Raw genomic sequence first — 24,863 nt, 5'->3', positions numbered from 1 at the left:
GCTTATCGGATTTCAGCTTCTTTCAACTTCTATCGCCTAGATCGCGGCGATGGATATGGCGACCGGGCAAATTGCGGACCGATCGGCTCTGGTCGGAGCGCGTGCCGGCTATCGTCCAGATATCGATGGGCTGCGCGCGATTGCCGTTACCTCCGTCGTGCTCTTTCACGCCGGCCTCGGCTGGCTGCCCGGCGGGTTTGCCGGCGTCGATATATTTTTCGTCATCTCGGGATTTCTCATCGGCGGAATCGTCCATCACGAGATCGCCGATCACCGATTCAGCTTTGCCGCCTTTTACGCCCGGCGCGCCCGGCGCATCCTGCCGGCGCTCATCGCCGTGTCGTTGGCGACGCTGGGATCGGGAGTGCTGATCCTGGGGCCGAGCGAACTTGCGCGGTTCGCGATCTCGGCGGTCGCCGCGTTGCTCGGCATCTCCAATTTCTGGTTCTTCCACACAACCGATTATTTCACGCCAAGCGCGGTGCTCGAGCCGTTCCTGATGACCTGGTCGCTCGGCATCGAAGAACAGTTCTATCTGCTCCTGCCGCCATTGTTACTGGTGCTTCGCCGATGGAGCGTCCGAAGCACGTTATGGGCGGTGCTCGCCATTACGGGCCTATCGCTTTTGCTCGGCCTGCTGGCGACACCGATCGAGCCGGTCGCTTCCTTCTACCTATTGCCGACGCGTGCGTGGGAGCTCGGTATCGGCGTCTCGCTGGCGATCGCCCACCGCGCGGGCTTCCGGCTCCCGGCTGCCGTACAGCAATGGATCGCCGTTGCCGGGCTGGTGGCGATCGCCGCGTCTTTGCGGTTGTTCGACGAACAGGTGCGCTTTCCGGGCTATGCCGCGCTCCTGCCGACCCTCGGTACGGCGATGATGATTGCGGCACCCGAAAGCGGCATCAACCGCCACCTGCTCGGCAGCCGCCCGCTGGTCGCGATCGGGCTCATCTCCTATTCCTGGTACCTCTGGCACTGGCCGCCGCTCGCCTTCCTCCGCGTCGCCGCTGCTGGTCCGGTACCGCCGCTGCTGCTGGCGGCAACGGCGATCGGGTCGATCGTTCCTGCCTATTGCTGCTGGCGTTGGATCGAACGGCCTTGGCGCCACCCCCGGCATGGCCGCACCAATCCGGCCACCCTGCGGCGCTACGGCATCGCGCTTGCGGCGAGTCTCGCGCTGTTCGGTGGTATCGCGCTGTCCGGCGGCATTCCCGACCGAACCGGCGCATCGTCACGGCGCATAGAGAGAATCCTGACCAAGAGCAGGAGCTCTTGCCTGACCGGCTATGGCGTCGATCGCCCGAACCCCAGCCCATTCTGCGCGCCGCCCGGCAATGGCCCGCTTGTCGCATTGCTTGGCGATAGCCATGCATCGTCGCTCGGCGACGCGCTGCGCGAGGATGCCCGTGCGCACGGTTACGGGCTGATCCAGATGACGGCGGGTTCCTGCCCACCGTTGCTCGGCGCGACGCTCAGGCTGCGTGAGCATCCTGGCGCATCGCGGGCCTGCGCTGATTTCAACATTGCCGCGATCGAAAAGGCGGCCCGGGATCCCCGCATCAAGATTGTCGTCCTGACGGCATTCTGGCAGTCGCCTTTCAGCGCTCGTGCCATTGCCATCGGCGATGGGGTGATACCCGCCAACGGGACGAATACGGACAGCTCAAGCGACATCGAACTGCGCTCGGCGCTCGGCCGAACGCTGACTCGCCTCCGTGACGCCGGCAAGAAGGTCGTTCTGCTCGGGGACGTGCCTTGGCTGCGATTCGACCCGGCGCGCCATGTCTGGGCGCAAGCGCTGCCGCTGCGCGGGGTCATCGAGGGGTACACAACGCCGGGACTGAGCGAGATGGACGGATCAGTCGACGATCGCTTCTTCGACCCGCTGGTCGATCGCGGCAATGTGATCGTCGCAGAGAGCGCTCACGCCGTCCGCGGCGTTCGTTTCGCGCTATTGCGCGACCTGTTGTGCCCCAATGATCGGTGCCGAACCAATGACGGAGAAATTCCGTTCTTCATTGACCAACAACACCTTTCGGAATCGGGTGCAGATTATGTGGTCGAGCGCCTCAACGGCACGCTGTGGGACTAAGGCCGCGCTATCCGGTAGACGATGTGCGGCCTCAACGGATCGCCGATCGGCACCGCCGGATGGTCGAAATCGGCGGCATGATCGCGCATCATGCCGATCCGCTCCATCAGGCCCCAGCTGCGCACATTCTCGATATTGGTCATCGCGGCGATGCCGGGCGCGTCGGTGTTCTCCCAGCCCCAAGCGATGCTCGCCTCGGCCGCTTCGCGCGCATAGCCCCGGCCCCAGGCGTCCCGCGCGAGCCGCCAGCCGATCTCGACCTGGTGGAAGAGCGGCGTACCCTCGGGGCCAGGCTTGAGGCCGCAAAAGCCGAGGAACGCGCCATCGGCTTTTCGCTCGACCGCCCAGAAACAGTAGCCGTGGCTGGCGATGAATCCGTTCTGGCGGGCCGCGGCGGCTTCGGCATCCTCGCGGCTCAGCGGCGGCCCGAGATAGCGCATGACCTCCGGGTCGTTGCACATGGCATGGAACGGCGCGACGTCGCTCTCGCGCCAGCCGCGCAGGATTAGTCGTTCGGTCTCGATCGCGCTCATCGCGGTCGATCGATCGCGTAGACGATCATGTCGCCGATCACGTCGTCATTATCGAGATAGCGCGGATGCCGGAAGTCGAGCTCGGGACGGCGCGTCATGCCGATCCGGATCATCAGCCCCCAGGACGGCGCGTTGTCGGGATTGGTCCACGCCGCGATCGTCTCGGCCGGCGTGTTCGTCCAGCCCCAGTCACGGCTCGCCTCGGCCGCCTCGCGTGCGACCCCCTGCCCCCAATGCTTCTCGGCGACTCGCCAGCCGAGTTCGTACATGCCGTCGACTGGCGTATCGGGATGGCCGCCCAGCCTGAGCCCGCAAATCCCTGCCAGCGCGCCATCCGCCTTGGTCTCGACCGCCCACATGCAATGGCCGTCGGAATCCTGCTTGGCGATCTGGCTGTCGATCAGCGTGTCGATCCGGTCGCGCGGTGCAACGCCGCCGAAATGCGTCATCATCGCCGGCGTGTTGATGATCGCGTCGAACGCAGGTTTGTCATCCTCGCGCCATGGGCGGAGGATCAGGCGAGCCGTCTCGATCATTTTGCCAGCAGCTTCGCCGCGTGGAGCGCGTGATAGGTCAGCACGCCCGAGCAACCCGCACGCTTGAACGCCATCAGCGTCTCAAGCACCACCGCGTCGCGCTCGGCGGCACCGGCCGCCACGGCAGCCTCCAGCATCGCATATTCGCCCGACACTTGATACGCGAATACAGGGACTTCGAATCGATCCTTCACTCGCAATATGATGTCCAGATAAGGCAGCCCCGGCTTGACCATCACGCTGTCGGCACCCTCGGCGAGGTCGAGCGCGACTTCGCGCAGCGCTTCCTCGGCATTGGCGGGGTCCATCTGATAGGTCTTCTTGTCGCCCTTGAGCAGCCCGCGCGAGCCGACCGCATCGCGGAACGGGCCGTAGAAGCCGCTGGCATATTTGGCGGCATAGGACATGATCTGGACGTTCACGTGGCCTTCCGCCTCCAGCGCGTCGCGGATCAGGCCGACGCGACCGTCCATCATGTCCGACGGCGCGATGATGTCGGCACCGGCGGCAGCCTGATTGAGCGCTTGGCCGACGAGCACGTCCGCCGTGGCGTCGTTGAGGACGTAGCCGCTATCGTCGAGCAAGCCGTCATGCCCGTGGCTGGTATAGGGATCGAGCGCGACGTCGGTCAGCACGCCGATATCGGGCACCGCGTCCTTGAGCGCGCGGATCGCGCGGCACATCAGATTGTCGGGATTGAGCGCTTCCTTGCCATCATCGGTGCGGCGATCGGGTTGCGTGTTGGGGAAGAGCGCGATGCACGGGATGCCGAGGTCACGCGCTTCCTTCGCCCGCGCGACGATGCCGTCGACCGACCAGCGCGATACGCCCGGCAGACTGGCGATCGGTTCCTCGACGCCTCGCCCTTCGGCGATGAACAGCGGCCAGATCAGATCGGCGGCGGTCAGGGTGGTTTCGGCATGCATCCGCCGGCTCCACGCCGAAGCGCGAGGGCGGCGGAGACGGATCGCGGGGTATTGGCTCATGGCCGCGCATTTGAGCCTCCCCGCCGCTGCGCGCAAGGGGCCGGGGAGACTCTCGCTCAACCCGTTGGATGCAGCCGTCCCGCCGGCTCGCCGGTGCCATGGGCATGCTCTTCCGCCTCGGGCTCGGGCGGGACGATCAGCACCTGCTCGCGCCAATGGCCGCTCCGGTAATACCAGGCGGCGAGCAGCAGCGAGACCATCGAGCCGATTGGAAAGGCGTACCACAAAGCGTCGGCACCAATCAGCGGCTGACCGAAGATCGCGAAGCCGAGACGAACCGGATAGAAAGCGACCGCCAGGATGATCAGCGGCGGCACCGTCGCGCCGTTGGCCCGCACGGTCGAGAACAGCACCATCGTCGCGCCGAACATCACGAAGGTCCAACTCGAGATCAGCTGGATATGCCGCGCGATCGGGATCGCCGGGCTGCCGCTGCCGACGAACAGGGTCATCACCTGACGGTCGAACAGGATGATCGCGGTGATGACAACCAGCGTGATGATCGTGTTGTAGACGATGCCCGAGCGCGTAATCGCGTTGACCCGCTCCCATTTGCCCGCGCCGATATTCTGCGCCGCCATCGAGCTGACCGCGACGCCGATCGCCATCGCCGGCATCTGGATATAGGTCCACAGCTGCTGCGACACCGCATAGGCCGCGGCGGTTTCCACGCCGTGGCGGTTGACGAGACCGATCATCGTGAGACCGGCGGTCGACATGACCAGCATCTGCGCGCCCATCGGCAGACCCTTGGCGAGGATCGTCTTCACCAGCGCCTTTTCGGGGATCAGATAGCGCAGTTCGTGCCCGCGCAAGCGGATCGGCAGGTCGCGCCAATAAACGTAGAGCAGCATGCCCGCCGACGACACGATCCCCGCGAGTAACGTTGCCGTCGCCGACCCGGCGATCCCCATCTTGGGGAATGGACCGATGCCGTCGATCAACAGCGGGTTGAAGCTGCTGTCGATCGCGACGCTCAACCCCATGAACCAGAGCGGCGTGACCGAATCGCCGGTGCCACGCAGGCTCATCGAGATGAGCACGCCGAGCATCGAGAAAGGCAGGCCGAGGAAAATCACGCGCAGATAATCGCGCGCCATGTTCTGCGCCTCGCCCGGCGTCGCCAGCAGCCGCAATATCTGCGGCGCGAACAGCCAGCCGAGGATCGAAATCACGACTGCGCCGCCGATCACCAGGCCGACCGCCGATCCGAAAGCGCGCCGCGCACCCTCGATATCGTTGCGCCCGACCGACTGGCCGATCAGGATCGTCGCCGCCATGCCGAAGCCGAACACGGCGGAGAACATCAGGAACATGATGATGTTGGCGTTGGAGGTCGCCGCGAGCGCGCTTTCGCCGAGGAAGCGCCCCACCCAGATCGAGTTGATCGAGCCGTTGAGCGACTGAAGAATGTTCGACGCGAGGGTCGGCAGCGCGAACGCCAGCAAGGTCGAGCCGATCGGTCCGACGGTCAGATCGCGTCGGCCTCCCGGCCCCCGGTGCTGAGGCTGTTGCGGCGGCTGCGCCACGGTGGATTGCCTTTCTTCGGCCCGGACGGCCGGATTCGCTAGTCGTTTCGCTGTCGTGCGGTTCGATAGGGAATGGGCGCCGGTTCGCCTAGCCCAAGGCGCAACATAATCCGTTCGCGGGAGAGATGTTCCTTGGCGTTATTGGGCGGCGAGTGGCATTCGCCCGGAGTCGGCAGTCACTTCGTCATGCCGGGCTTGTCCCGGCATCCACCGTGCCACAACTCCTGCCTTCGCAAGAGGAGGAGTGGACCCCGGCACAAGGCCGGGGTGACGTTGTAAGTGTGGCTAACCCAGCCGCGCCAGCGCCGCCGTCAGCCGCTCGGCCTCGGCCGATTTCTCGGCATGATCCGCCCGCGCCTTCTCGACCGCCTCGGGCTTGGCGCGCTCGACGAAGCTCGGGTTGTTGAGGCGCCCGGCCAGCCCGTCACGCTCCTTTGCCGCCGCCTCGATCGCCTTGGTCAGGCGGGCGCGTTCGGCGGCGAGGTCGATCACGCCCTCGAGCGGCAGGACGAAGGTTGCCTCATCCACCACGACCTGCGCCGCACCGCCCGACGCCTCGCCCTCAGCGCGATCGATCCGCGCGAGCCGTGCGATCGCCGGCGCCAGACGCTCGAACCGCGCCTGCGTCTCGGCCGAGGCATCGCGAAGATACACGGAAAGTCGCGCGCCCGGTGGCACGTTGAGCTCGGTGCGGCTCGACCGCACTTCGCTCACCAGCCGGATCAGCCAGTCGATCTCCTTGCCCGCTTCGGGATCGATCGCGCGTGCATCGGCGATCGGCCATTTGGCGACGATCAGGTCGTCGTCGCGCACGCCGAGCTTCGACCAAAGCTCTTCGGTCACGAACGGCATAAACGGATGGAGCATGACCAGGATCTGGTCGAGCACCCAGCCCGCGACCGCCTTGCTCTCATCATCGATCGCGCCGCGTTCGTCGCCGCTAGAGACTGGCTTGATCAATTCGAGATACCAGTCGCAGAACCGGCTCCAGGCGAATTGGTAGATCGCGTTGGCGGCGCCATCGAAACGGTAATCCACCAGCGCCAGGTCGACCGCCTGCACCGTCTGGATCGTCTCGCCAATGATCCATTTGTTGACCGCGAGCATCGCTTCGGGCGCCTCGAGCGTCTTGGACGCGCCGATGCCGTTCGACTGGCAGAAGCGCGCCGCATTCCACAACTTGGTCGCGAAGTTGCGATAGCCCTCGACCCGCTTCTCATCCATCTTGATGTCGCGGCCCTGGCTTTCCATCGCCGCCATAAAGAAGCGCAGCGCGTCGGCGCCGTACTGGTCGATCAGCCCGAGCGGGTTGACGACATTGCCCTTCGATTTGGACATCTTCTGCCCGTCGGCGGCGCGCACCAGGCCATGCAGATAGAGCGTGCGGAACGGCACGTCCTTCATGAAGTGCATGCCCTGCATCATCATCCGCGCGTCCCAGAAGAATAGGATGTCGAAGCCGGAGATCAGCACGTCGTTAGGATAGCGGCCGTGGAGCTTGGGATCGGTCTCGTCAGGCCAGCCCATCGTCGCGAAGGGCCAAAGCGCGGAGGAGAACCAAGTGTCTAGGACGTCTGGGTCCTGCCACAGGATAAGCGTCTTATCATCGTCGGCCAGCGTCTCGCGCAGCGCCTGCGCGGCGCGCTCATCCTCCACGACGATCGCCGACCCTCCCATCAGGTCGAGCCCGGCGTTATCGCCCCCAATCGCTTGCAGCAAAGCCGCCTGCTCATCGTGGGCAACAAATATGCGTCCATCGTCAGCGAACCAAGCCGGAATCCGGTGCCCCCACCAGAGCTGCCGGCTGACACACCACGGCTGGATATTCTCCATCCAGTTGAAGAAGGTCTTCTCCCAGCTCTTCGGCACGATCTTGATCGCGCCCGACTTCACCGCCTCGATCGGCGCCTTGGCCAGCGTCTCGGCATCGACATACCATTGGTCGGTCAGCCACGGCTCGATCACGTCGCCCGAGCGGTCGCCATAAGGCGTCTGGATTGTGCGCGGCTCGGCATCATGCTCGACCCCGTCCTTGTCGATATGAAGGACCAGGAAGCCGCCTTCCTTCAGCCGCTCGACCACCAGCTTGCGCGCCCAGAAGCGATCGATGCCGAGCAGATCGTCAGGGATCAGACCATCGGCGGTCTGCTGAACCTGCGCCTTGGCATCGAGCATGTTGAGCATTTCGCCCGCCTTGAACCCGGCGCGCTTGCCCACTTCGAAATCGTTGAAATCGTGCCCCGGCGTAATCTTCACCGCGCCGGTACCGAGCGTCGGGTCGGCATGCTCGTCGCCGATCACCGGGATCAGGCGGCCGGTGATCGGCAGCTTCACCTGCTTGCCGATCATCGCCTTGTAGCGCTCGTCCTCGGGATGCACCGCGACCGCCATGTCGGCCAGCATCGTCTCGGGGCGCGTCGTCGCGACGGTGATCGAACCGGAGCCGTCGGCCAGCGGATAGCGGATCTGCCAGAAGCTGCCCTTGACCTCCTTGGTCTCGACCTCGAGGTCGCTGATCGCGGTACCGAGACCCGGATCCCAGTTCACTAGCCGCTTGTCGCGATAGATCAGCCCCTGGTTGTAGAGGTCGACGAACACCTTGAGGACGGCCTTGGAAAAGCCCTCGTCCATCGTGAAGCGCTCGTTCGCCCAATCCATCGAGCAGCCGAGGCGGCGGAGCTGCTGCGTGATCTCGCCGCCGCTTTCGGCCTTCCATTCCCACACCTTGGCGACGAATTCCTCGCGGGTGAAATCGGTGCGCTTCTGCTGGCGCTCGGCCATCTGGCGCTCAACCACCATCTGGGTGGCGATGCCGGCATGGTCGGTGCCGACCACCCACAAGGCATCCTTGCCCTTGAGCCGCGCGTGACGGACCAGCACGTCCTGCAACGTATTGTCGAGCGCATGGCCGATATGGAGCGAGCCGGTGACGTTGGGCGGCGGGTTGACGATCGTCCAGGGCTCGGCGCCGGGGCGATCGGGGCGGAACTGGCCGCTCTCCTCCCAATGCGCATACCAGCGCGTCTCGATTTCCGCAGGGTCGAAGGTCTTGGGTAGCTCGGTGCTCATCGCACCGCCTTTACCGGCTGAGCCGGGCTAGACAAGCCGTGGCGCGGTCGGTTCGCCTGCTTGGCCAGCCGTCGACTCGCCGGACAACATTGCCTCAGGGCAATCTGGTGAAGTGCAGAACCACGCGCGGGATAGTCAGAGTGAAGCCCATGGCATTGTCGTCGAAACTCAGCGTGTAGCCCGGACCCTTATATTGGCCGGGCCCGGTTGCCTCCAGCAATTGCGGCGCGCGCGGCTTGCCGGTGCGATCGGTGACGGTCACCGTGCCGCCGGCTTCGGTGAGGGCGATGGAATAGACCGCCTTGAGGTTGGGATTGCCGTAGCGGCCGTTGAGCGAAGAGGGCGGTGCGCCCTCGCTGACGCGCGGCACGTTTCCGTCATAGGCGGCAAGCACGGCATCGGCCACTTTGTCGGGGTTATAGTCGCCATTGTTGCACAGCAGCGCCACGCCGAAGCGTTGCTCGCGATTATAGCCGAACAGGGTCTTGAATCCTCCCGCGGAACCGGTGTGGTGGAACCAGTGCGGACCGATCAGCAGGGCATTGCCATAGACGGGCCCTTGGCCGTGGTCGCGCACCGGGCTGCCATCGGTGAACCGCCCCGGCATGGCCATCAGCCGGGTGACCTCGGGGGTCCAGACCTTATGTCCGTGGTCGATATCGGCATACCATTTGGCGAGATCGTTGATCGTCGTGATCAACCCGCCACTCCCGCCGAACAACGGAAATTCGTTGGTCAGCACCGCCTTGCCGCCGGGCATGGTATAGCCCCGCGCGGCATTGGCGTCCGACGTGCGACTGCCCAGCATGACGAAGCTGCGGGTCATGCCGAGTGGCTTCAACACATGCGCATCGACATAAGTCTCGAAATTTTCGCCGGAGACGCGTTCGACCACTTCGGACAGCAGCAGATAGCCGCCATTGGTATAATCATAGGCGGTGCCGGGCTTGAACTTGGTATCCCGTTGCTGAAACACCTCGGCCAGCGCCTCGGCGCGAGTCGCGCGGGAAAGCGGTTCGATCCCGTCGAGCTGCAGCAGGACCAGGGAATCACGCACCCCGCTCGTCATGTTCAGCAGATTCTGGATCGTCAGCGGATCGGGATAAGACGGCAGATCGGGCAGGTAGCGATGGACGTCGGCGTCGAGCCGAACCTTTCCCGCCACGACCAATTGCATCAGGGCCGCAACGGTGAACTGCTTGGAGACCGAGGCGGCGTAGAATTGCGTGTCGGCGTCGATCCGGCGCCCGGTGGCGACATCGGCATAGCCGTCATTGACCTGCAATTCGGTCTTGCCGCCGCGAAACAGCCCGACCGCGCAGCCGGGGGGGGCCGAGGTGGCGGGCACAGCCAGCGCGGCTTTGACCGCGGCTGCCTTGGCCGTCATCGGCTCGGCCGGCGTGGCGGACGTTGCCGCGGGCGCCATCAGTGACATCGCGATGAGCGCGACCAGCGGCAGATATCCAATCCGAGTCACGCTACCCTCCCCTCTTTTCGGCAATCAGCCTCAATATTTCACGCGCAACCCACCCATGAACTGGCGACCGATCGTGTCGTACAGCGCGCGCGTCGTGCCATAGCCGCCGGCGCCGGTGATCGGCGGATCATTGTCGAACAGATTCTGGACCGCCGCGAACAGCGCGACCTTGCTGCCCGCGCCATGCGGACGGAAGATCGTCACTTCGCCCGACAGGTCGGCATAGAGCCGCCCGTTGACGGTCAGCTTGTCGATATTGCTGGCGGTCAAGGTGCGGTCGATAAAGCCGCCGCCGACATAGCGGGCGGTGGCTGATAGGCGCCAGTCGCCGGCGATATAGCTGATGTTGGCGTTCGCCTTCCACCGCGGGTTGCCGCCCATGCCGGCGACGGTCGGCTGGACCACGCTGTCATCCAATCGGACGTGGACGGTCCCGTCATAGGTCTCGGTCTTGATCAGATAATTGACCAGCCCCTGAAAGACGATGCGATCGCTGCCGACCGGCATCGTATAGCTCATCTCGACATCGATACCGCGAGTCATGGCATAAGCGAGATTGGTCGGCCCGCTGAACACCGTGGTGATCAGCCCGCTATTGTCCCGGGTGATATATTGGCAAGCGGCCGTGTTGGTGGTGAAGCATTGCTGGACGATCGTCGCCGGCGTCAGCTGGATGATCGCCTTCTTGATGTCGATATTGTAATAGTCGACCGAGATGCTCAGCCGCGGAATGAAGCTCGGCGTCAGCACCACACCGCCCGTGAAGGTCCTGGCGATTTCCGGCTTCAGGTTCAGATTGCCCGCGGTCAGCGCCGTGACCAGATAACTCTGTCCGAGATAGCGTGGGTCGAGATCGGTGACGGTCAGGAACGAGCTGCCGCTCTTCTGATACAATTCGGCCAGATTGGGCGCGCGGATGTCGCGCGATTCTGTCGCACGCAGCCGGATCGACTTGTTGATCGCGTAATCGACGCCCGCCTTCCAGGTCTCGACCGTTCCCGAGGTCGTGTAATTGGTAATGCGGCCTGCAATGTCGACACTCAGCCGTTTACCGAAAGGTGAATCGGCGAGCAACGGGATCAGCAGCTCGCCGAACGCCTCCTTGACGTCGACGCTGCCGGAATAAGGAAGCGCTGGAGCGGAATAGGCGCCGGCCCGCGAGGCGCTGTCGAAATTCACCCTCAGCGACTGGCTGCGATATTCGCCACCCAGGGCCAGCGACACCGGGCCGGCCCAGGTCGAGAAGGGTTCGCCGCGCAGCGTGAGCGAAAGCTCGTCCTGCTCGATGTCGTTGATCGTTTCGGCGACGCCGTTGACATAGCCCAAGGCCGGATTGTTGGGATCGACCTTGCCCATGATGTTGAGCGGGATGCAGCCATTGCCCGGCTTGGTCAGGGTGGATCGGCAGATCGCCGAGCCCGGATGCGCCGGATCGGCCACGGCGTCGATCGCCAGGGCGTAATTGGCCAGGATGCGGTTGTTCCGGCTGATATTGTCGTTGTAGTTGCGGCCGTGGCCGTAATAGCCGTCGAACGACCAGCTCTTGCCGAGATCGCCATGCACGCCCAGCGTGATCTGATAGACGTCGGTATTGTAGCTGGTCAGCGTCCGCGCATTCTGATCGGCGAGCTTGTTGACGGTGATGGCGGCAACCTTGTTGGCCGCCATCGTCGCCGCCAATTGGCTCGGCAAATAGAAATTGTCCGCCGCGATCGTGTAGCTGAAGGTCGAGGGGATTCCGTCCTGCAGCGAATGGAAATGGCTGTAGGAGCTCTCGATGAACGCAGTCCATCCGGGCGCGACGTCGCCGCTCAGCTTGCCATAAGCGGTATAACGCGTGATCGGCGTCGCCCCGACCTGGTCGGCCATGCCGTTCACGCCGTCCCCGCCCAGCATCGTGCCCGAGGTCGTCAGGGTTCCCAGCGAGAACGGTACCGCCTGACCGGCATCGTTGAACTGCACGCCTTTCAAATAGGACGGCAGGCCGGTGATGGTGTTGATCGGCGAGCCGGAACCGGGCCGGAAGGTCACTCCGGTGATCACACCGTTGGCCGTGGAATTGCTGTTGCGCAGACCGCTGGTAACGAGAAACTGACGCGGTTGGCTCGGCGTGCCGAGCCCGCCATTGCCGGCATTGGGGTTGGCCAACAGACCGGCGCCGGCCGCGGCCCATCGCCGCGCGGCCAAGCGGGCGATACCGGAATTGTCGGAATATTCGCCGGCCAATACCAGGTGCATGCTGTCAGTCAGCTTGGTCCCGGCCGCCACCGAGATCAGCACGTTGCGATAATCGCCCGCTCCGGCCTCGCCGGCTTGCAGCGTCGCCTTGAGCCCTTCCAGATTCGCCTTGGTCTGCAGGTTGACGACACCGGCCACGGCATCGGCGCCATAAGCGGCGGAGGCCCCGCCCGTCACGATGTCGACGCGATCGATCAAGGCCTGGGGGATGTTGTTGAGGTTGACCGCGCCGGTCGGGTTGGACGGCACGTAGCGCCGACCGTCGAGCAGCACCAGGGTACGGGCATAGCCGAGACCGCGCAGGTCGAGATAATTGCCGCCGATCTGGGTGCCGCCGCCGGCGTTCACGGCGCTGGTCGGGGTGAGCGAGGGACGCAGCGCCGGCATCTGGTTGATCGCGTCGGCGACATTGGGCGCGGAGACCCGCGCCAAGGCGTCGGCATCGATCACGGTGACCGGCGTCGGTGCGGTGAAGCCGGTGCTGCGCACCAGCGAACCGGTGACGACAATGTCCTTTTGCGGTTGATCGTCACTCGGCTGAGTAACAGGGGGCGTTTCCTGTCCGGTCGGCGCCTCGCTATTGGCGCTCGCGGCAAATGCGGGCGGAGATACCAGCAAGATCGCGGCGCAACCAGCAAGGTACGCGTAGCGCAGACGTGCGGCATTGGAACACGAATGAGGCCCCATGATTTTCCCCTGATGTTTATTTTGCTCTCGGTCTTATTGCTGACCGGGCACTGCAACGTCCGTGAGCGGGGGCGAGGAATCAATCGCAATTACGTCTTGCGCCGATAACCTGGAGTTATGATCGGGCTCTGTTCATCCCGCGCTGCTCGGCACCTGCTCGCGGCGTATCGCAGATGTCAGTTCTTGTTGCGGCGAGTCTCGGTTTTGCTCGCGGTCCCGCAGGTTTGCATCGCGCACCACCGTCGTCGCCCGTTCTTGCTGGTGTCCGCGAATATCCATCCGCAGGAGCTCTGGTTTGCACAACGTTTGAGCGTGAACTTGCCGGCGCGCGCGTCCGCGAGCGTGTCCACGACGTCCAAGGCGATCCGCTTGAGAGGAAGGCGAAGATCCTCCGGGTCCACCTGCAACGCTAGTAGGCCGCTTTCTGCCAGCGACTGGCTCCGTCGGGCATGCAGGAGCCAATGATTTTCAACGAGCAGCGGACCTTTGGGAAGCGCGACATCGTCGATGTATGCCGACAAGAGGAGATAGGTAGCGTCCCGCAGCGAGCGAACGTCCGCCATGAGGAGTTCGCCCTCTCCGTCCAAACGCGATACCTCCATCGCCTCGTCGGCAGCGATCGCGCCCGAGCGCCTCGCCCATTCCACATAGCGTTCGGGGGTCGCGATATAATCCTCCACGTCCGCCGCGAACCGGTCGTGGATCGTGTTGGCGAAATCGATGGACAAGCGGCCGCCATCCAGGCGGATCGCGGAAACCGGACGGGGAGAGGAAATGGCCATCCAACCTGCACTCCGTTGACTGCACCAGTAAAACACATTTAACTGGTGCAGTCAGATCTACCTGCTTCAGTTTCCAAATGCACCTTCGTTCGGGCAGTTTGTAGGGGAAGCGAATTGTCTCAGCGGTTCTGGTTCTGCTCTCTCTGTCTGGTGATGCTGCTCTCGGTCGTCGCAACGCTCGCGATCGGCGGCCGGCCCGATCCGGTTGGCCCGGCGAGGGTGCTGGACGGGTCGTGGCGCTTCCACGCGGGCGACGATCCACGATGGGCCGACCCGCGGACCGACGATCGCAACTGGGATCGGATCGACCTGGTTTCGCTACCGAGCAATCACGATTTCGACGTCGGCCTTCCCGGCTATCTCGCCGGTTGGCACGCGCGCGGCCATCCCGATCTTGAGGGTTATGGCTGGTATCGCCGCCGCGTCGCCTTGCCCGCGCAGGGCGACTTGGCGTTGCTTGGCCCGACGATGGTCGATGACGGTTATGAGATGTTCTGGAATGGCAAGCCGATCAGCGGCATCGGCAGGCTGGGCCATGATCCGAAAGTGGTCGGTGCCCGGCCGTTCCTGGTCAAGCTTCCGCGATCGGTGGGCGAGCATTCCGCGTTGCTGGCGATCAGGGCCTTCATGCAGCCGGGACTTGGTCGGGACAATCAGAGCGGCGGACTCAGGAGCGTGCCCACTCTGGCCGCGGCCTCGTTCGGCGACACATTGTACAATGCCCAATGGCATCGAACCATTGCCGGCTACATCGTCGAAATCGCGTTACCGATCATGATGTTCCTGCTCGCCGGGATCGCGCTCGTCGTGGCTCCCTCGATGGCCAGGCCAGGCTTTGCCCGGTGGTTATCGATCGCCCTCGTTGCGACTGCTTGCCTCAGGCTGGGAAACGCGGTCGCCTCCTGGACCGACCTGATCGGTATTTCGACACTGGATCGGCAGAACGCCATTCTGCTCTCGCCACTCGCCATGCTGGCATGGACGGCTGCCTGGAACGACTGGGCGGACGGCCGCGATAGGCGGATCGTCTTGCTGACCGGTATAGCCGCCTGGGTGGTAAGAGTCGTCGGAGCGATCACACATGCAGATGCATTGGTCGCCGTTGGACGCGCCGTCTTCGCCGTCCTGTTCGTGGTGATTGCGGTGCGGATCATCGCGCGCGGCGAACGCAGATTGCTAGCACTGACAACGATGGCGGTGGTCGCTGTAGCGCTGTTCATCAATGAGCTTTCCCGGCTTGGGGTTCCCACTATCTGGTTCCCGTTCAACATCGGCGTCTCGCTCACGCAATATGCCTATGCGCTATCGCTCCCGCTGCTTTCCTTTGCGCTCTCTCCGCTCAAGGACGATGCTCGCGCGCAGGATATGATTACCGTCAGTGCGCCATGAACACGGGACATGGAGCGTGCGTGAGCAAGTCGCGAGTGACGCCGCCGAACAGCGCTTCCGTCAACCGCGAGTGCCCGAATCCGCCGGCAATCATATAGCCTGCGTCGTGTCTTACTGCGCGGCTGATCAACGTGCGGCCGATGTCGCCGTTTTCGGGCGCCAGTCGCTCGACGCGGACATGCACGTCGTATCGCGACAAATAGCTGGCCGCAGCCTCGGCGGACCCTTCACCGCGCCCTTCCACTTCGGTCAGGAACACGCGGTCGGCGTGCTGTAAAAGAGGAAGCGCGTGCCGCACCGCCGCCATCGAGCCGGTCGATCCGTTCCAGGCGATCATGGCACAGGCTGGCCGGAATCGGCGCAGACTCTCCGGAACGGCGAATACGGGTTTGCCCGATCGCGCGATCACTTCGCCGGCGACGGCGCGCATGTCCGAACTCGGGAAATCGTCCAGCCGCCGGTTGACGACGATCAGGTCCGCAAACTGACTCGCAGCGCGCAGGCTGGGGGCAACCCGGCCCGTCGCGTCAGCCCATTCCCAGGAAACGCCTTCGATCTTCAGCCGCTGCTCCAATCGGGTGCGATTGGCGGCCTCATGGGTGACCTCTTCGGCCAGCAGGATCGCGCCGACCCCACCGCCGAATGCCTCGTCCGCGAGCGCGATCGAAGGAATTGCGACGTCCAGGCACATCAGGTGCCCGTTGAACATCCTCGTCACATCCAATGCCAGCTGGAGGCGCGCCTCCTGCCCCGGGTCGTCATGGATCAATACCAGGATATTCTTCATCGCCGTCCCCGCGAAATAGCCGGCGCTCACCCTATTGCGCCGGCTGCGACCGCGATATTCGGGGTATTACGGACCCATTCAGCTCGGCGAGGATCACGCGCGTCGCGCCAGCTCGATCTCCGTCGGATCAGGGAAATAGCGCCTATATCGTCCGTCCATCGCAACAACGACGATATTCCCGCCGTTCGTGCGAACGCACCGCGCCATCCGACCAGAATTCGATCGAGGTCGGAGGCATGGCATAGCCACTCCAGAAGGGCGGTCGGGCAACGTGTTGCCCGTCGAAACGCTCGGTATGCGTCGGCCTGCATGACGGATCGTGCCTCGGCTGATGGAAAGCGACGAGACGGACCGATTACCCCCTCTGCCGCCTCGTCGCAAAGACCCATAAACCCCTGCTCCACGGCCTGGATTTGATCGTGGTCAAGGAATTCGCGGCATTGACGGCCACCGGCCCATCGCGCCGGCAAGGCCTTGGGGAAACTACGCATAGAGCCGCGCCGATCCCCCCGGCTAAGCCGCCGCCACCCCCATGAACCGGGGTGACAACGCTTTTCGGGGGGTCGATTTGGACGACGTCGTGACCAGAGCCGGGGGTTGGCTCCTATTGATGTTCCTGTGCGTGAGCGCAGCGGGCTTTGCGGCCGATACCGGCTTTGCCGTGCACATGATGATCTCCGCCGCCGCGGCGACGATCGCGGCTTTCTATACGCTGCGGCAGATAGGGCGCGCGCCGGAAGCGGTACGTCCCGACCGTTATTATGACGACGTGATACGCTGGGGCGTCATCGCGACCGTCTTCTGGGGCGTCGCCGGATTTCTGGTCGGCATCCTGATCGCATCGCAGCTTTCATGGCCGATCTTCAATCTCGGCATCGAATATACCTCCTTCGGGCGCCTGCGTCCGCTCCACACCTCTGCGGTCATCTTCGCATTCGGCGGCAACGCGCTGATCGCGACCAGTTTCTATGTCGTGCAGCGGACGTGCCGCGCGCGGCTGTTCGCACCCGCCCTCGCCCGCTTCGTGTTCTGGGGATACCAGCTGTTCATCGTCCTGGCGGCGACCGGCTATATGTTGGGCATCACCGAGGGCCGCGAATATGCCGAGCCCGAATGGTATGTCGACATCTGGCTGACGATTGTCTGGGTCAGCTATCTGATCGTCTTCGTCGGCACGATCGTGAAGCGGTCGGAACCGCACATCTACGTCGCCAACTGGTTCTATCTCGGCTTCATCATCACCGTGGCGATGTTGCACCTGGTCAACAACATCTCGGTGCCGCCGTCATGGCTGGGATCGAAATCCTATTCGGCCTTTTCCGGGGTTCAGGATGCGCTGACGCAATGGTGGTACGGCCATAACGCGGTCGGCTTCTTCCTGACCGCCGGCTTCCTCGGCATGATGTATTATTTCGTGCCCAAACAGGCCGAGCGGCCGATCTACAGCTATCGCCTGTCGATCGTTCACTTCTGGTCGCTGATCTTCCTCTACATCTGGGCGGGTCCGCACCACCTTCACTATACCGCGCTGCCCGACTGGGCGCAGACGCTCGGCATGGTGTTCTCGGTGATGCTGTGGATGCCGAGCTGGGGCGGCATGATCAACGGCCTGATGACGCTCAACGGCGCCTGGGACAAGATCCGCACCGACCCGATCATCCGCATGATGGTCTTCGCGCTCGCCTTCTACGGCATGTCGACCTTCGAAGGCCCGATGATGTCGATCAAGAGCGTCAACTCGCTGTCGCACTACACCAACTGGACCATCGGCCATGTCCATTCGGGCGCGCTCGGCTGGAACGGCATGATCACCTTCGGCGCGCTCTATTACATGACGCCGCGCTTGTGGGGTCGCGAGCGGCTCTACTCGCTGCGCATGGTCAATTGGCACTTCTGGTGCGCGACGCTGGGGATCGTCCTCTACGCCTCGTCGATGTGGGTCGCCGGTATCACCCAGGGCCTGATGTGGCGCGAATATGGCCAGGACGGCTATCTCGTCTACTCGTTCGCCGAAGTCGTCGCCGCGCTGCATCCATATTACGTGATCCGTACCGCCGGTGGCCTGCTCTACTTCGTCGGCGCGCTGTTCATGGTCTGGAACATCTGGATGACCATCGCGGGTAAGCTGCGCAGCGAAGCCCCACTCGCCGATGCCGCGTTCGACCCGGCCAGCGACCGTCCGGTGGTCCGGACGCCCGCCGACGGTGCCACCGCCGCTCCTCTTCCTCTTGCCGCCGAGTAAGCAGCAATGGCCATTTCATTCCTTCAGAAGCATAAGGTCGTCGAACGCAACGTGATGTTGCTGCTGGTGCTCTCTTTGCTCGTCGTCGCGATCGGCGGCATCGTCGAAATCGCGCCGTTGTTCTGGATCAAGGAGACGGTGCCCAAGGTCGACGGCGTGCGGCCGTACACCCCGCTCGAGCTCACTGGGCGCAACATCTACATCCGGGAAGGCTGCTCGCTCTGCCACAGCCAGATGATCCGCCCGTTTCGCGACGAGGTCGAACGCTATGGCCATTACAGCCTGGCGTCGGAGAGCATGTACGACCACCCGTTTCTATGGGGATCTGAGCGCACCGGCCCCGATCTGGCCCGCGTCGGCGGACGCTATTCGGACGAATGGCACCGCCAGCATCTGACCGATCCGCGTTCGGTCGTGCCGGAATCGATCATGCCGGGTTATGCCTTCCTCGCCGAGCGCGATTTGAAGCTGCCCAATATCGACCGCGACCTGACCGCGTTGCGCGACGTCGGGGTTCCGTACAGCGACGACGACGTCAAGAAAGCGGTCGCCGACGTCCTGACCCAGGGCGACTTCGGCGACGGCGACAAGGCCGAACTCGCCAAGCGCTATCCCGGCGCGCAATCGCGCGATTACGACGGCAATCCCGGCCGGCTGACCGAGATGGATGCGCTTGTCGGCTATCTCCAGATGCTCGGCACCCAGGTCGACTTCAAGAAGGCGGCGGCACGGGAGCAGGCACGATGAGCTATAATGCGCTCCGCGAATTCGCCGACTCTTGGGGGCTCGTGCTGATGAGCGTGGCCTTCCTCTGCTTTGTCGGCTGGGCCTTCCGCCCGAATTCGAGTGCGGCCACGCGCCGCGCCGCCACCAGCATTTTCGAAGAGGATCAGGCCGATGTCTGAGAAAGGCCGCATCGACCAGGCGACCGGCACCCCGACTGTCGGTCACGAATGGGACGGGATCGAAGAACTCGACACGCCGATGCCGCGGTGGTGGCTGTATATCCTGTACGCGACCATCGTCTTCGCGATCGGTTATTGCATCGCCTATCCGGCCTGGCCGCTCTTGACGCGCGGTACGCCGGGCGTGCTGGGCTGGACCAGCAAGGGCCAGCTGGAGGCGGAACTCGCCGCCGATCAAAAGGCCAAGGCGTCCACGCTCGCGGCGATCGATCGTCTGCCGATCGAGGAAATCGAGAAGAACCCGACCTTGATGCACGCGGCGATCGACGGTGGCCGCGCGGCGTTTCGCATCAATTGTTCGGCGTGCCACGGATCGGGCGCCGCGGGCAGCAAGGGCTATCCCAATTTGAACGACGACGATTGGTTGTGGGGCGGCGACATCAAGTCGATCCAGCGGACCCTGCTCGACGGCGTACGGTTCCCGGGCGACGACAGCACGCGCATGTCGCAGATGCCGGCGTTCGGCAAGGACGAGATCCTCAAGCCCGAAGAGGTTCAGGATGCCGTTTCCTATGTGCGCTTCATCTCGCACCAGGAAGCGATGAGCCCGTCGGCCAAGCGTGGCGGCACGATCTTCGCCAACAATTGCGCGGCGTGTCATGGCGCCAATGGCCAGGGAAACCGCGACTTCGGCGCGCCGAACCTGACCGACAAGATCTGGCTCTATGGCGGCGATCGCGACAGCCTGACCCAAACGGTGGCCAATGCGCGCTATGGGATCATGCCGGCCTGGGGAAAGAAGCTCGACCCGGTCACGCTGAAGATGCTGGCGGTCTATGTCCATTCGCTCGGTGGCGGCGAAGCGCTCCCAGCCGCGGCACCGGCCACGACCGTCGCGGCCAAGTGAGATGTCGGACCCACGCGACCTGACCAAGGGCGAGGAACATTTCTTCGCCGCGCGCCGCAAGGTGTTTCCCAAGAAGATCGACGGGACGTTCCGCCGATTGAAATGGGCGGTGATGGCGGTCGCGCTGGTCATCTATTACGTCACGCCGTGGCTGCGCTGGGGCCGCGGGCCCTACGCTCCCGATCAGGCGGTGCTGATCGACCTGGCGCATCGTCGGTTCTACATGTTCTCGATCGAGATCTGGCCGCACGAATTCTATTATGTGGCCGGGTTGCTGATCATGGCGGCGATCGGACTGTTCCTGGTGACCTCGGCGGTCGGCCGCGCTTGGTGCGGCTATGCCTGCCCTCAGACGGTCTGGACCGATCTGTTCGTGCATGTCGAGCGCATGATCGAGGGGGACCGCAACGCGCAGATCCGCCTCGATCGCGCGCCTTGGGGACCAGCCAAGATCGCCAAGCGGACGAGCAAGATCGTCCTGTGGCTGGCGATTGCCGTTTCGACGGGTGGCGCCTGGGTCTTCTACTTCACCGATGCGCCTACCCTCGCCCGCGAACTCCTCGACGGCGCCGCGCCATTCGTCGCTTATGCGACGATCGGGGTCCTGACCTTCACCACCTTCACGTTGGGTGGCCTGATGCGCGAGCAGGTATGCATCTATATGTGTCCGTGGCCGCGTATCCAGGGCGCGATGATGGACGAGCGCACGCTCGCGGTGACTTACAAGAGTTGGCGCGGCGAACCGCGTAGCCATGGCGTGAAGCGTGCTGCTGAAGCGCGCGACGGCAATATCGTACTGGCCGACCTCGCGACCGGTGCGTCGCGGATCGGCGATTGCATCGACTGCAATGCCTGTGTCGCGGTCTGCCCGACCGGGATCGACATCCGCGAAGGCCCGCAGATCGGCTGCATCACTTGCGGCCTGTGCATCGACGCGTGCGACGACGTGATGAAGCGGGTCGGACGACCACCGCGGCTGATCGGCTATACGACGGAGGTCGATGCGCAGCTCGAGACCGCGGGCAAGCCGGCATTGCCGCCGCTGCGCCGGCTGTTGCGGCCGCGCACGCTGATCTATCTCACCGCCTGGTCGGCGGTCGGGCTCGCCATGCTCTTCTCGCTCGGCACGCGCACGCGGCTGACGGTCGAGGCGCTGCAGAACCGCAATCCGATGTGGGTGCGGCTGTCGGACGGCAGCATCCGCAACAGCTATTCGATCAACGTGCGCAATATGGAAGGTCGCCCGCGCAGCGTCGAACTGCATCTGCAGGGAGTCGATGCCGTGATCTGGACCGAACAAGGGTCACGCGAGGCCGCCACCCGCACGATCCGCCTGACCGTCCCGGCCGATCAGGTTGCCAAAGTGCCGCTGTTCGTGGCCGCGCCCGCAGCCGAGGAAGAGCATACGCCGATCACCTTCACCGCGCGTGCGCTCGATCGCGAAGGCGGCGTCGCGTCCGTGTCCAGTGTCTTCGAACGCCCGGAGTAGATGATGACCGCACGTTTCACCGGCTGGCACATGCTGGCGATCATGATCGGCTTTTTCGGCGTGGTGATCGCGGTCAACATGGTGATGGCCAGCGACGCGATCCGCACGTTTGGCGGCTTGGTCGTCGATAATTCCTATGTCGCGACGACGCATTACAATCGCTGGCTGGCAGAGGGCCGCCAGCAGGAGCGCCAGGGGTGGCAAGCCGCGCCGACCGCCGATTCCGCCGGGACGATCTCACTGCGCCTGTCGCGCGCCGGCCGGCCAGTCGAGGGCGCGATGGTCAGCATCGTCGCCAACCATCCCGTCGGGTTGGTTGCGCAGCGGAAGGTTCGTCTGCGGTCAATCGGGGACGGGATGTACCGCTCGGTCGACCGCTTGCCGCATGGCCGGTGGCTGGTGCGCATCGAGGTCGATACCGGCGCCGAGAAGGCCGCGTTCGACGATGAGATCAGGGTATGAACGCGCCGGTCGTCATCCGCCGCGACGACAGGCTGGCAACGACCGATCTGACCGTCGAGGGCGTGCATTGCGCCTCGTGCATCGCCAAGATCGAGGGCGGCCTGCATGCCCTGCCCGGGATCGCGACTGCCCGGATGAATCTCTCGACGCATCGGCTGCATGTCGCCCATGCTCCGGCAATCGATGCGGCGACGCTGGTCCGCACGGTCGAGGGGATGGGTTTTCGGGCGCATCCGTTCGCCGCTGCCGAGAGCGCAAGCGAGGACGGCGAACGCCGCCGGCTACTGCTCGCGCTCGGCGTGGCCGGGTTCGCGGCGATGAATATCATGCTGTTGTCGGTATCGGTCTGGTCGGGCGCCGACGACACGACGCGCGGCCTGTTCCATTGGCTGTCCGCGCTGATCGCGATCCCGGCGGTAGGCTTTGCCGGCCGGCCCTTCTTCACCAATGCGTGGAGCGCGCTGCGTCGTGGCCGCACCAACATGGATGTGCCGATCTCGATCGGCGTCGTGCTGACCACGCTGATGAGTCTCTACGAAACCGCCACCGGCGGCGAGCATGCCTATTTCGACGGCGCGGTCATGCTGCTGTTCTTCCTGCTCGCGGGGCGCTTCCTCGACAGCGTCATGCGCGCCCGCGCCCGCGACAGCGTCGCGGCCTTGCTCCACCAGGTTCCCGCCGACGCGCTGGTCCTTGCCGCCAATGGATCGTCCTCGCGGCGGCCGATCGCCGACCTGCGCCCCGGCGACCGCGTGCTCGTCGCCGCCGGGGAGCGGATCCCGGTCGACGGGATCGTCGAGACCGGCACGAGCTTGGTCGATCGATCGCTGGTGACGGGCGAAAGCGCGCCCGACCCGGTGGAGGCCGATGGCGAGGTTCTCGCCGGCACCATCAATGTCGCCGCCCCGCTGGTAATCTGTGTGACGCGAACGGGCGACGATACGGCGATTGCGGATATCGCGCGGCTGATGGAAACGGCGCACCAGGTCAAATCGCGCTATGTACGGATCGCCGATCGCGCATCGCGCCTTTATGCACCCGCGGTCCATACGCTGGCTGCGCTCAGTTTCCTCGGCTGGCTGATCGCCGGTGCCGGCGTCCATCACGCGGCGACGATCGGGGTCGCCGTGCTCATCATCACTTGCCCGTGCGCGCTGGGGCTGGCGGTGCCGATCGCACATGTCGTCGCCTCGGGTGCGCTGATGCGTGCGGGCATGCTGGTCAAGGACGGCAGTGCGATCGAGCGCCTGTCGCGCGTCGATACCGTGCTGCTCGACAAGACCGGAACGACGACGCTGGGACGCTTCGCTCCAGTCAGCGGCATGCCTGACGACGTCGCCACCTTGTCGATCCTGTACACCCTGGCACGCGGCAGCACGCACCCGATGTCGCGCGCCATCGCGGCGGCGGCGCAACGAGCCGGCGCGGTGGCGCTGCCCTCCGCCTATCTGATCGAACAGGCCGGATTGGGGCTCGAAGGCGAAATCGCCGGGATCCGCTGCCGGCTGGGACGACCCGACTGGATCGCCGGCGACGTTGCACCGAACTATGATCGCACCGCTATCGCCTATCGCATCGGCGAAGAGCCGCCCCGCATGGTCGTGCTGAGGGACGAAACCCGGCCCGATGCGGCGGAGGCGATCGCGCGCCTGCATCGTTCGCGATTGACCGTAGAGATGTTGTCGGGCGACACGCCCGCCGCGGTGGCGGAACTCGCCGCCACGCTTGGCGTCGCCGCCCAGGCGCGGATGTCGCCGGGCGACAAATATGATCACGTCGGCAAGCTCCAAGCTGCGGGACACCACGTCCTGATGGTCGGCGACGGGCTCAATGACGGTCCGGCGCTCAAAAGCGCGGACGTTGCGATGGCCCCGGGAAGCGCGAGCGATGTCGGCACGCTCGCCGCCGATATCGTCTTTCTCGGCGACCGGTTGATGCCCGTCCCCCTGGCGATCGCGGCCGCGCGGCGGACAATGTCGGTCGTGCGCCAGAACTTCGCGCTGGCGATCGGCTACAATGCGATCGCCGTGCCGCTCGCCATCCTGGGGCACGTGACGCCGTTGATTGCCGCGGCAGCGATGTCGGGATCGTCGCTGTTGGTCGTCGCCAATGCGCTGCGGTTGAGGGGCGCGGTACGATGAACGGCATCCTGTTGCTCATCCCATTCGCGCTTGGCCTCGGCCTCGCTGGTCTCGCGGCCTTTTTCTGGGCGGTTCGCGATGGCCAATTCGAGGATCTCGACGGCGCCTCCATGCGTATTCTGATCGAGGATGATCGAGATGATTGAGGGCGCGGCGGCCTGGATGGGGATTGCAGCGGTTACTCGGCTGGCGCTGGCTATTGCCTGCTGCCCGCCTTCACAGGTTCTGACGCTGTCGATCTGCGGCGATAGCAGTCACCGCATCGCCATCCCGCTCGATCGCAAAAAAGCCCCGCGCGAGGAATCGCCTACGGGGTGCCACGCGGTTTGCAGCCGGAAGCTGGCCAGCGACGGCGAAGACTGTCCCGATTGCTGATCGCCGTTACGCCGCGAGACGAACGGCGCTTTCCATTTCCAGCCGGTTCCAGATGTCGACCAGTGCCTTGGTGAGGTCGCGCATCATGGCTTCGTCGTGGGCGGGGCCGGGCGTGAAGCGCAGGCGTTCGGTGCCGCGCGGCACGGTCGGGTAGTTGATCGGCTGAACATAGACGCCGTATTCGGCGAGCAGGATGTCGCTGATCCGCTTCGCCTTGACCGGATCGCCGACCATCAG

General features: G+C 64.5%; 21 protein-coding genes and 1 pseudogene. 11 read left to right on the top strand and 11 right to left on the bottom strand.

The genetic code is table 11. The features are described 5' to 3' along the window. The first annotated feature begins 49 nt into the window (after positions 1-49). Positions 50-2,092, top strand: coding sequence for an acyltransferase family protein (locus AC1DSD_RS10160; protein ID WP_478029916.1), 2,043 nt, complete (start codon positions 50-52; stop codon positions 2,090-2,092). Here the strand turns inward: AC1DSD_RS10160 and AC1DSD_RS10155 are convergent. From AC1DSD_RS10155 to AC1DSD_RS10120, 8 genes are all read right to left on the bottom strand, one after another. Further along, complete coding sequence (locus tag AC1DSD_RS10155) at positions 2,089-2,625, bottom strand: GNAT family N-acetyltransferase (RefSeq protein WP_478029915.1); 537 nt, start codon at positions 2,623-2,625, stop codon at positions 2,089-2,091. The genes AC1DSD_RS10160 and AC1DSD_RS10155 overlap by 4 nt on opposite strands. After that, positions 2,622-3,161, bottom strand: coding sequence for a GNAT family N-acetyltransferase (locus AC1DSD_RS10150; RefSeq protein ID WP_478029914.1), 540 nt, complete (start codon positions 3,159-3,161; stop codon positions 2,622-2,624). Before AC1DSD_RS10150 ends, AC1DSD_RS10155 begins: the two co-directional genes overlap by 4 nt. Next, entirely contained in the window at positions 3,158-4,147 is a 990-nt protein-coding gene (gene hemB / locus AC1DSD_RS10145) for a porphobilinogen synthase (protein WP_478029913.1), read from the bottom strand. The genes AC1DSD_RS10150 and hemB overlap by 4 nt, the downstream gene beginning before the upstream one ends. A 56-nt stretch (positions 4,148-4,203) precedes the next feature. Further along, entirely contained in the window at positions 4,204-5,676 is a 1,473-nt protein-coding gene (locus AC1DSD_RS10140; RefSeq protein ID WP_478029912.1) for an MATE family efflux transporter, read from the bottom strand. Positions 5,677-5,961: 285 nt separating this feature from the next. After that, complete coding sequence (locus tag AC1DSD_RS10135) at positions 5,962-8,745, bottom strand: valine--tRNA ligase (protein WP_478029911.1); 2,784 nt, start codon at positions 8,743-8,745, stop codon at positions 5,962-5,964. Between the two features lie 94 nt (positions 8,746-8,839). Next, entirely contained in the window at positions 8,840-10,222 is a 1,383-nt protein-coding gene (locus AC1DSD_RS10130; protein ID WP_478029910.1) for a serine hydrolase domain-containing protein, read from the bottom strand. A 30-nt stretch (positions 10,223-10,252) separates the two neighbouring features. Then, on the bottom strand, positions 10,253-13,147 hold the full coding sequence (locus tag AC1DSD_RS10125; protein WP_478029909.1) for a TonB-dependent receptor plug domain-containing protein: 2,895 nt from the start codon (positions 13,145-13,147) through the stop codon (positions 10,253-10,255). A gap of 176 nt (positions 13,148-13,323) precedes the next feature. Then, entirely contained in the window at positions 13,324-13,929 is a 606-nt protein-coding gene (locus AC1DSD_RS10120; protein ID WP_478029908.1) for a CGNR zinc finger domain-containing protein, read from the bottom strand. A 114-nt stretch (positions 13,930-14,043) separates the two neighbouring features. On the opposite strand from AC1DSD_RS10120, the gene AC1DSD_RS10115 reads away from it, so the two are divergent. Then, the gene (locus AC1DSD_RS10115) at positions 14,044-15,318 is read left to right on the top strand and encodes a hypothetical protein (protein ID WP_478029907.1); all 1,275 of its coding nucleotides are present in this window, start codon (positions 14,044-14,046) and stop codon (positions 15,316-15,318) included. Here AC1DSD_RS10115 and AC1DSD_RS10110 read toward each other — a convergent pair. Together AC1DSD_RS10110 and AC1DSD_RS10105 are read right to left on the bottom strand one after the other, a co-directional pair. After that, a complete protein-coding gene (locus tag AC1DSD_RS10110; RefSeq protein WP_478029906.1) occupies positions 15,305-16,135 on the bottom strand; it encodes a universal stress protein in 831 nt (276 codons plus the stop codon). The genes AC1DSD_RS10115 and AC1DSD_RS10110 overlap by 14 nt on opposite strands. A gap of 112 nt (positions 16,136-16,247) precedes the next feature. Next, positions 16,248-16,346, bottom strand: a pseudogene (locus AC1DSD_RS10105) (pyridoxine 5'-phosphate oxidase C-terminal domain-containing protein); the annotation flags it as partial. Positions 16,347-16,715: 369 nt separating this feature from the next. On the opposite strand from AC1DSD_RS10105, the gene ccoN reads away from it, so the two are divergent. The 9 genes from ccoN to AC1DSD_RS10060 are packed head-to-tail and all read left to right on the top strand — an operon-like array spanning position 16,716 to position 24,626. Further along, complete coding sequence (ccoN, locus tag AC1DSD_RS10100) at positions 16,716-18,347, top strand: cytochrome-c oxidase, cbb3-type subunit I (RefSeq protein WP_478029905.1); 1,632 nt, start codon at positions 16,716-16,718, stop codon at positions 18,345-18,347. 6 nt (positions 18,348-18,353) lie between these two features. Next, entirely contained in the window at positions 18,354-19,094 is a 741-nt protein-coding gene (ccoO, locus tag AC1DSD_RS10095; RefSeq protein ID WP_478029904.1) for a cytochrome-c oxidase, cbb3-type subunit II, read from the top strand. Continuing rightward, positions 19,091-19,252 carry a cbb3-type cytochrome c oxidase subunit 3 gene (locus AC1DSD_RS10090; protein ID WP_478029903.1) on the top strand — a complete coding sequence of 54 codons (162 nt, stop codon included), beginning with the start codon at positions 19,091-19,093 and terminating at the stop codon, positions 19,250-19,252. The genes ccoO and AC1DSD_RS10090 overlap by 4 nt, the downstream gene beginning before the upstream one ends. Then, positions 19,245-20,159: a cytochrome-c oxidase, cbb3-type subunit III gene (gene ccoP, locus AC1DSD_RS10085; RefSeq protein WP_478029902.1), complete on the top strand. Its 915-nt coding sequence runs from the start codon at positions 19,245-19,247 to the stop codon at positions 20,157-20,159. Before AC1DSD_RS10090 ends, ccoP begins: the two co-directional genes overlap by 8 nt. Position 20,160: 1 nt before the next feature. Further along, positions 20,161-21,648, top strand: a complete 1,488-nt coding sequence (ccoG, locus tag AC1DSD_RS10080) for a cytochrome c oxidase accessory protein CcoG (protein ID WP_478029901.1) — start codon at positions 20,161-20,163, stop codon at positions 21,646-21,648. 3 nt (positions 21,649-21,651) lie between these two features. Then, positions 21,652-22,110: a FixH family protein gene (locus tag AC1DSD_RS10075; RefSeq protein ID WP_478029900.1), complete on the top strand. Its 459-nt coding sequence runs from the start codon at positions 21,652-21,654 to the stop codon at positions 22,108-22,110. After that, positions 22,107-24,251 carry a heavy metal translocating P-type ATPase gene (locus AC1DSD_RS10070; RefSeq protein ID WP_478029899.1) on the top strand — a complete coding sequence of 715 codons (2,145 nt, stop codon included), beginning with the start codon at positions 22,107-22,109 and terminating at the stop codon, positions 24,249-24,251. Before AC1DSD_RS10075 ends, AC1DSD_RS10070 begins: the two co-directional genes overlap by 4 nt. After that, complete coding sequence (gene ccoS / locus AC1DSD_RS10065) at positions 24,248-24,397, top strand: cbb3-type cytochrome oxidase assembly protein CcoS (protein ID WP_066590482.1); 150 nt, start codon at positions 24,248-24,250, stop codon at positions 24,395-24,397. The genes AC1DSD_RS10070 and ccoS overlap by 4 nt, the downstream gene beginning before the upstream one ends. Next, positions 24,381-24,626 (top strand): hypothetical protein, encoded by a 246-nt coding sequence (locus AC1DSD_RS10060; RefSeq protein ID WP_478029898.1) that lies wholly within the window; start codon positions 24,381-24,383, stop codon positions 24,624-24,626. The genes ccoS and AC1DSD_RS10060 overlap by 17 nt, the downstream gene beginning before the upstream one ends. A 6-nt stretch (positions 24,627-24,632) precedes the next feature. Here the strand turns inward: AC1DSD_RS10060 and AC1DSD_RS10055 are convergent. Beyond that, a partial coding sequence (locus AC1DSD_RS10055; RefSeq protein ID WP_478029897.1) for an aminotransferase class I/II-fold pyridoxal phosphate-dependent enzyme occupies positions 24,633-24,863 on the bottom strand: 231 nt, incomplete at its 5' end.

It is taken from the genome of Sphingomonas sp. P4_D12 (assembly GCF_056401895.1).
Note: the sequence above shows the minus strand (reverse complement) of the source record. Positions and strands in the feature narration are given on the sequence as shown.

Coding starts and splice junctions, on each gene's coding strand:
- AC1DSD_RS10160 (WP_478029916.1), top strand. CDS start 50: ATGGATATGGCGACCGGGCAAATTGCGGACCGATCGGCTCTGGTCGGA.
- AC1DSD_RS10155 (WP_478029915.1), bottom strand. CDS start 2,625: ATGAGCGCGATCGAGACCGAACGACTAATCCTGCGCGGCTGGCGCGAG.
- AC1DSD_RS10150 (WP_478029914.1), bottom strand. CDS start 3,161: ATGATCGAGACGGCTCGCCTGATCCTCCGCCCATGGCGCGAGGATGAC.
- hemB (WP_478029913.1), bottom strand. CDS start 4,147: ATGAGCCAATACCCCGCGATCCGTCTCCGCCGCCCTCGCGCTTCGGCG.
- AC1DSD_RS10135 (WP_478029911.1), bottom strand. CDS start 8,745: ATGAGCACCGAGCTACCCAAGACCTTCGACCCTGCGGAAATCGAGACG.
- AC1DSD_RS10125 (WP_478029909.1), bottom strand. CDS start 13,147: ATGGGGCCTCATTCGTGTTCCAATGCCGCACGTCTGCGCTACGCGTAC.
- AC1DSD_RS10120 (WP_478029908.1), bottom strand. CDS start 13,929: ATGGCCATTTCCTCTCCCCGTCCGGTTTCCGCGATCCGCCTGGATGGC.
- ccoN (WP_478029905.1), top strand. CDS start 16,716: ATGTTCCTGTGCGTGAGCGCAGCGGGCTTTGCGGCCGATACCGGCTTT.
- ccoO (WP_478029904.1), top strand. CDS start 18,354: ATGGCCATTTCATTCCTTCAGAAGCATAAGGTCGTCGAACGCAACGTG.
- AC1DSD_RS10090 (WP_478029903.1), top strand. CDS start 19,091: ATGAGCTATAATGCGCTCCGCGAATTCGCCGACTCTTGGGGGCTCGTG.
- ccoP (WP_478029902.1), top strand. CDS start 19,245: ATGTCTGAGAAAGGCCGCATCGACCAGGCGACCGGCACCCCGACTGTC.
- ccoG (WP_478029901.1), top strand. CDS start 20,161: ATGTCGGACCCACGCGACCTGACCAAGGGCGAGGAACATTTCTTCGCC.
- AC1DSD_RS10075 (WP_478029900.1), top strand. CDS start 21,652: ATGACCGCACGTTTCACCGGCTGGCACATGCTGGCGATCATGATCGGC.
- AC1DSD_RS10070 (WP_478029899.1), top strand. CDS start 22,107: ATGAACGCGCCGGTCGTCATCCGCCGCGACGACAGGCTGGCAACGACC.
- ccoS (WP_066590482.1), top strand. CDS start 24,248: ATGAACGGCATCCTGTTGCTCATCCCATTCGCGCTTGGCCTCGGCCTC.
- AC1DSD_RS10060 (WP_478029898.1), top strand. CDS start 24,381: ATGATCGAGATGATTGAGGGCGCGGCGGCCTGGATGGGGATTGCAGCG.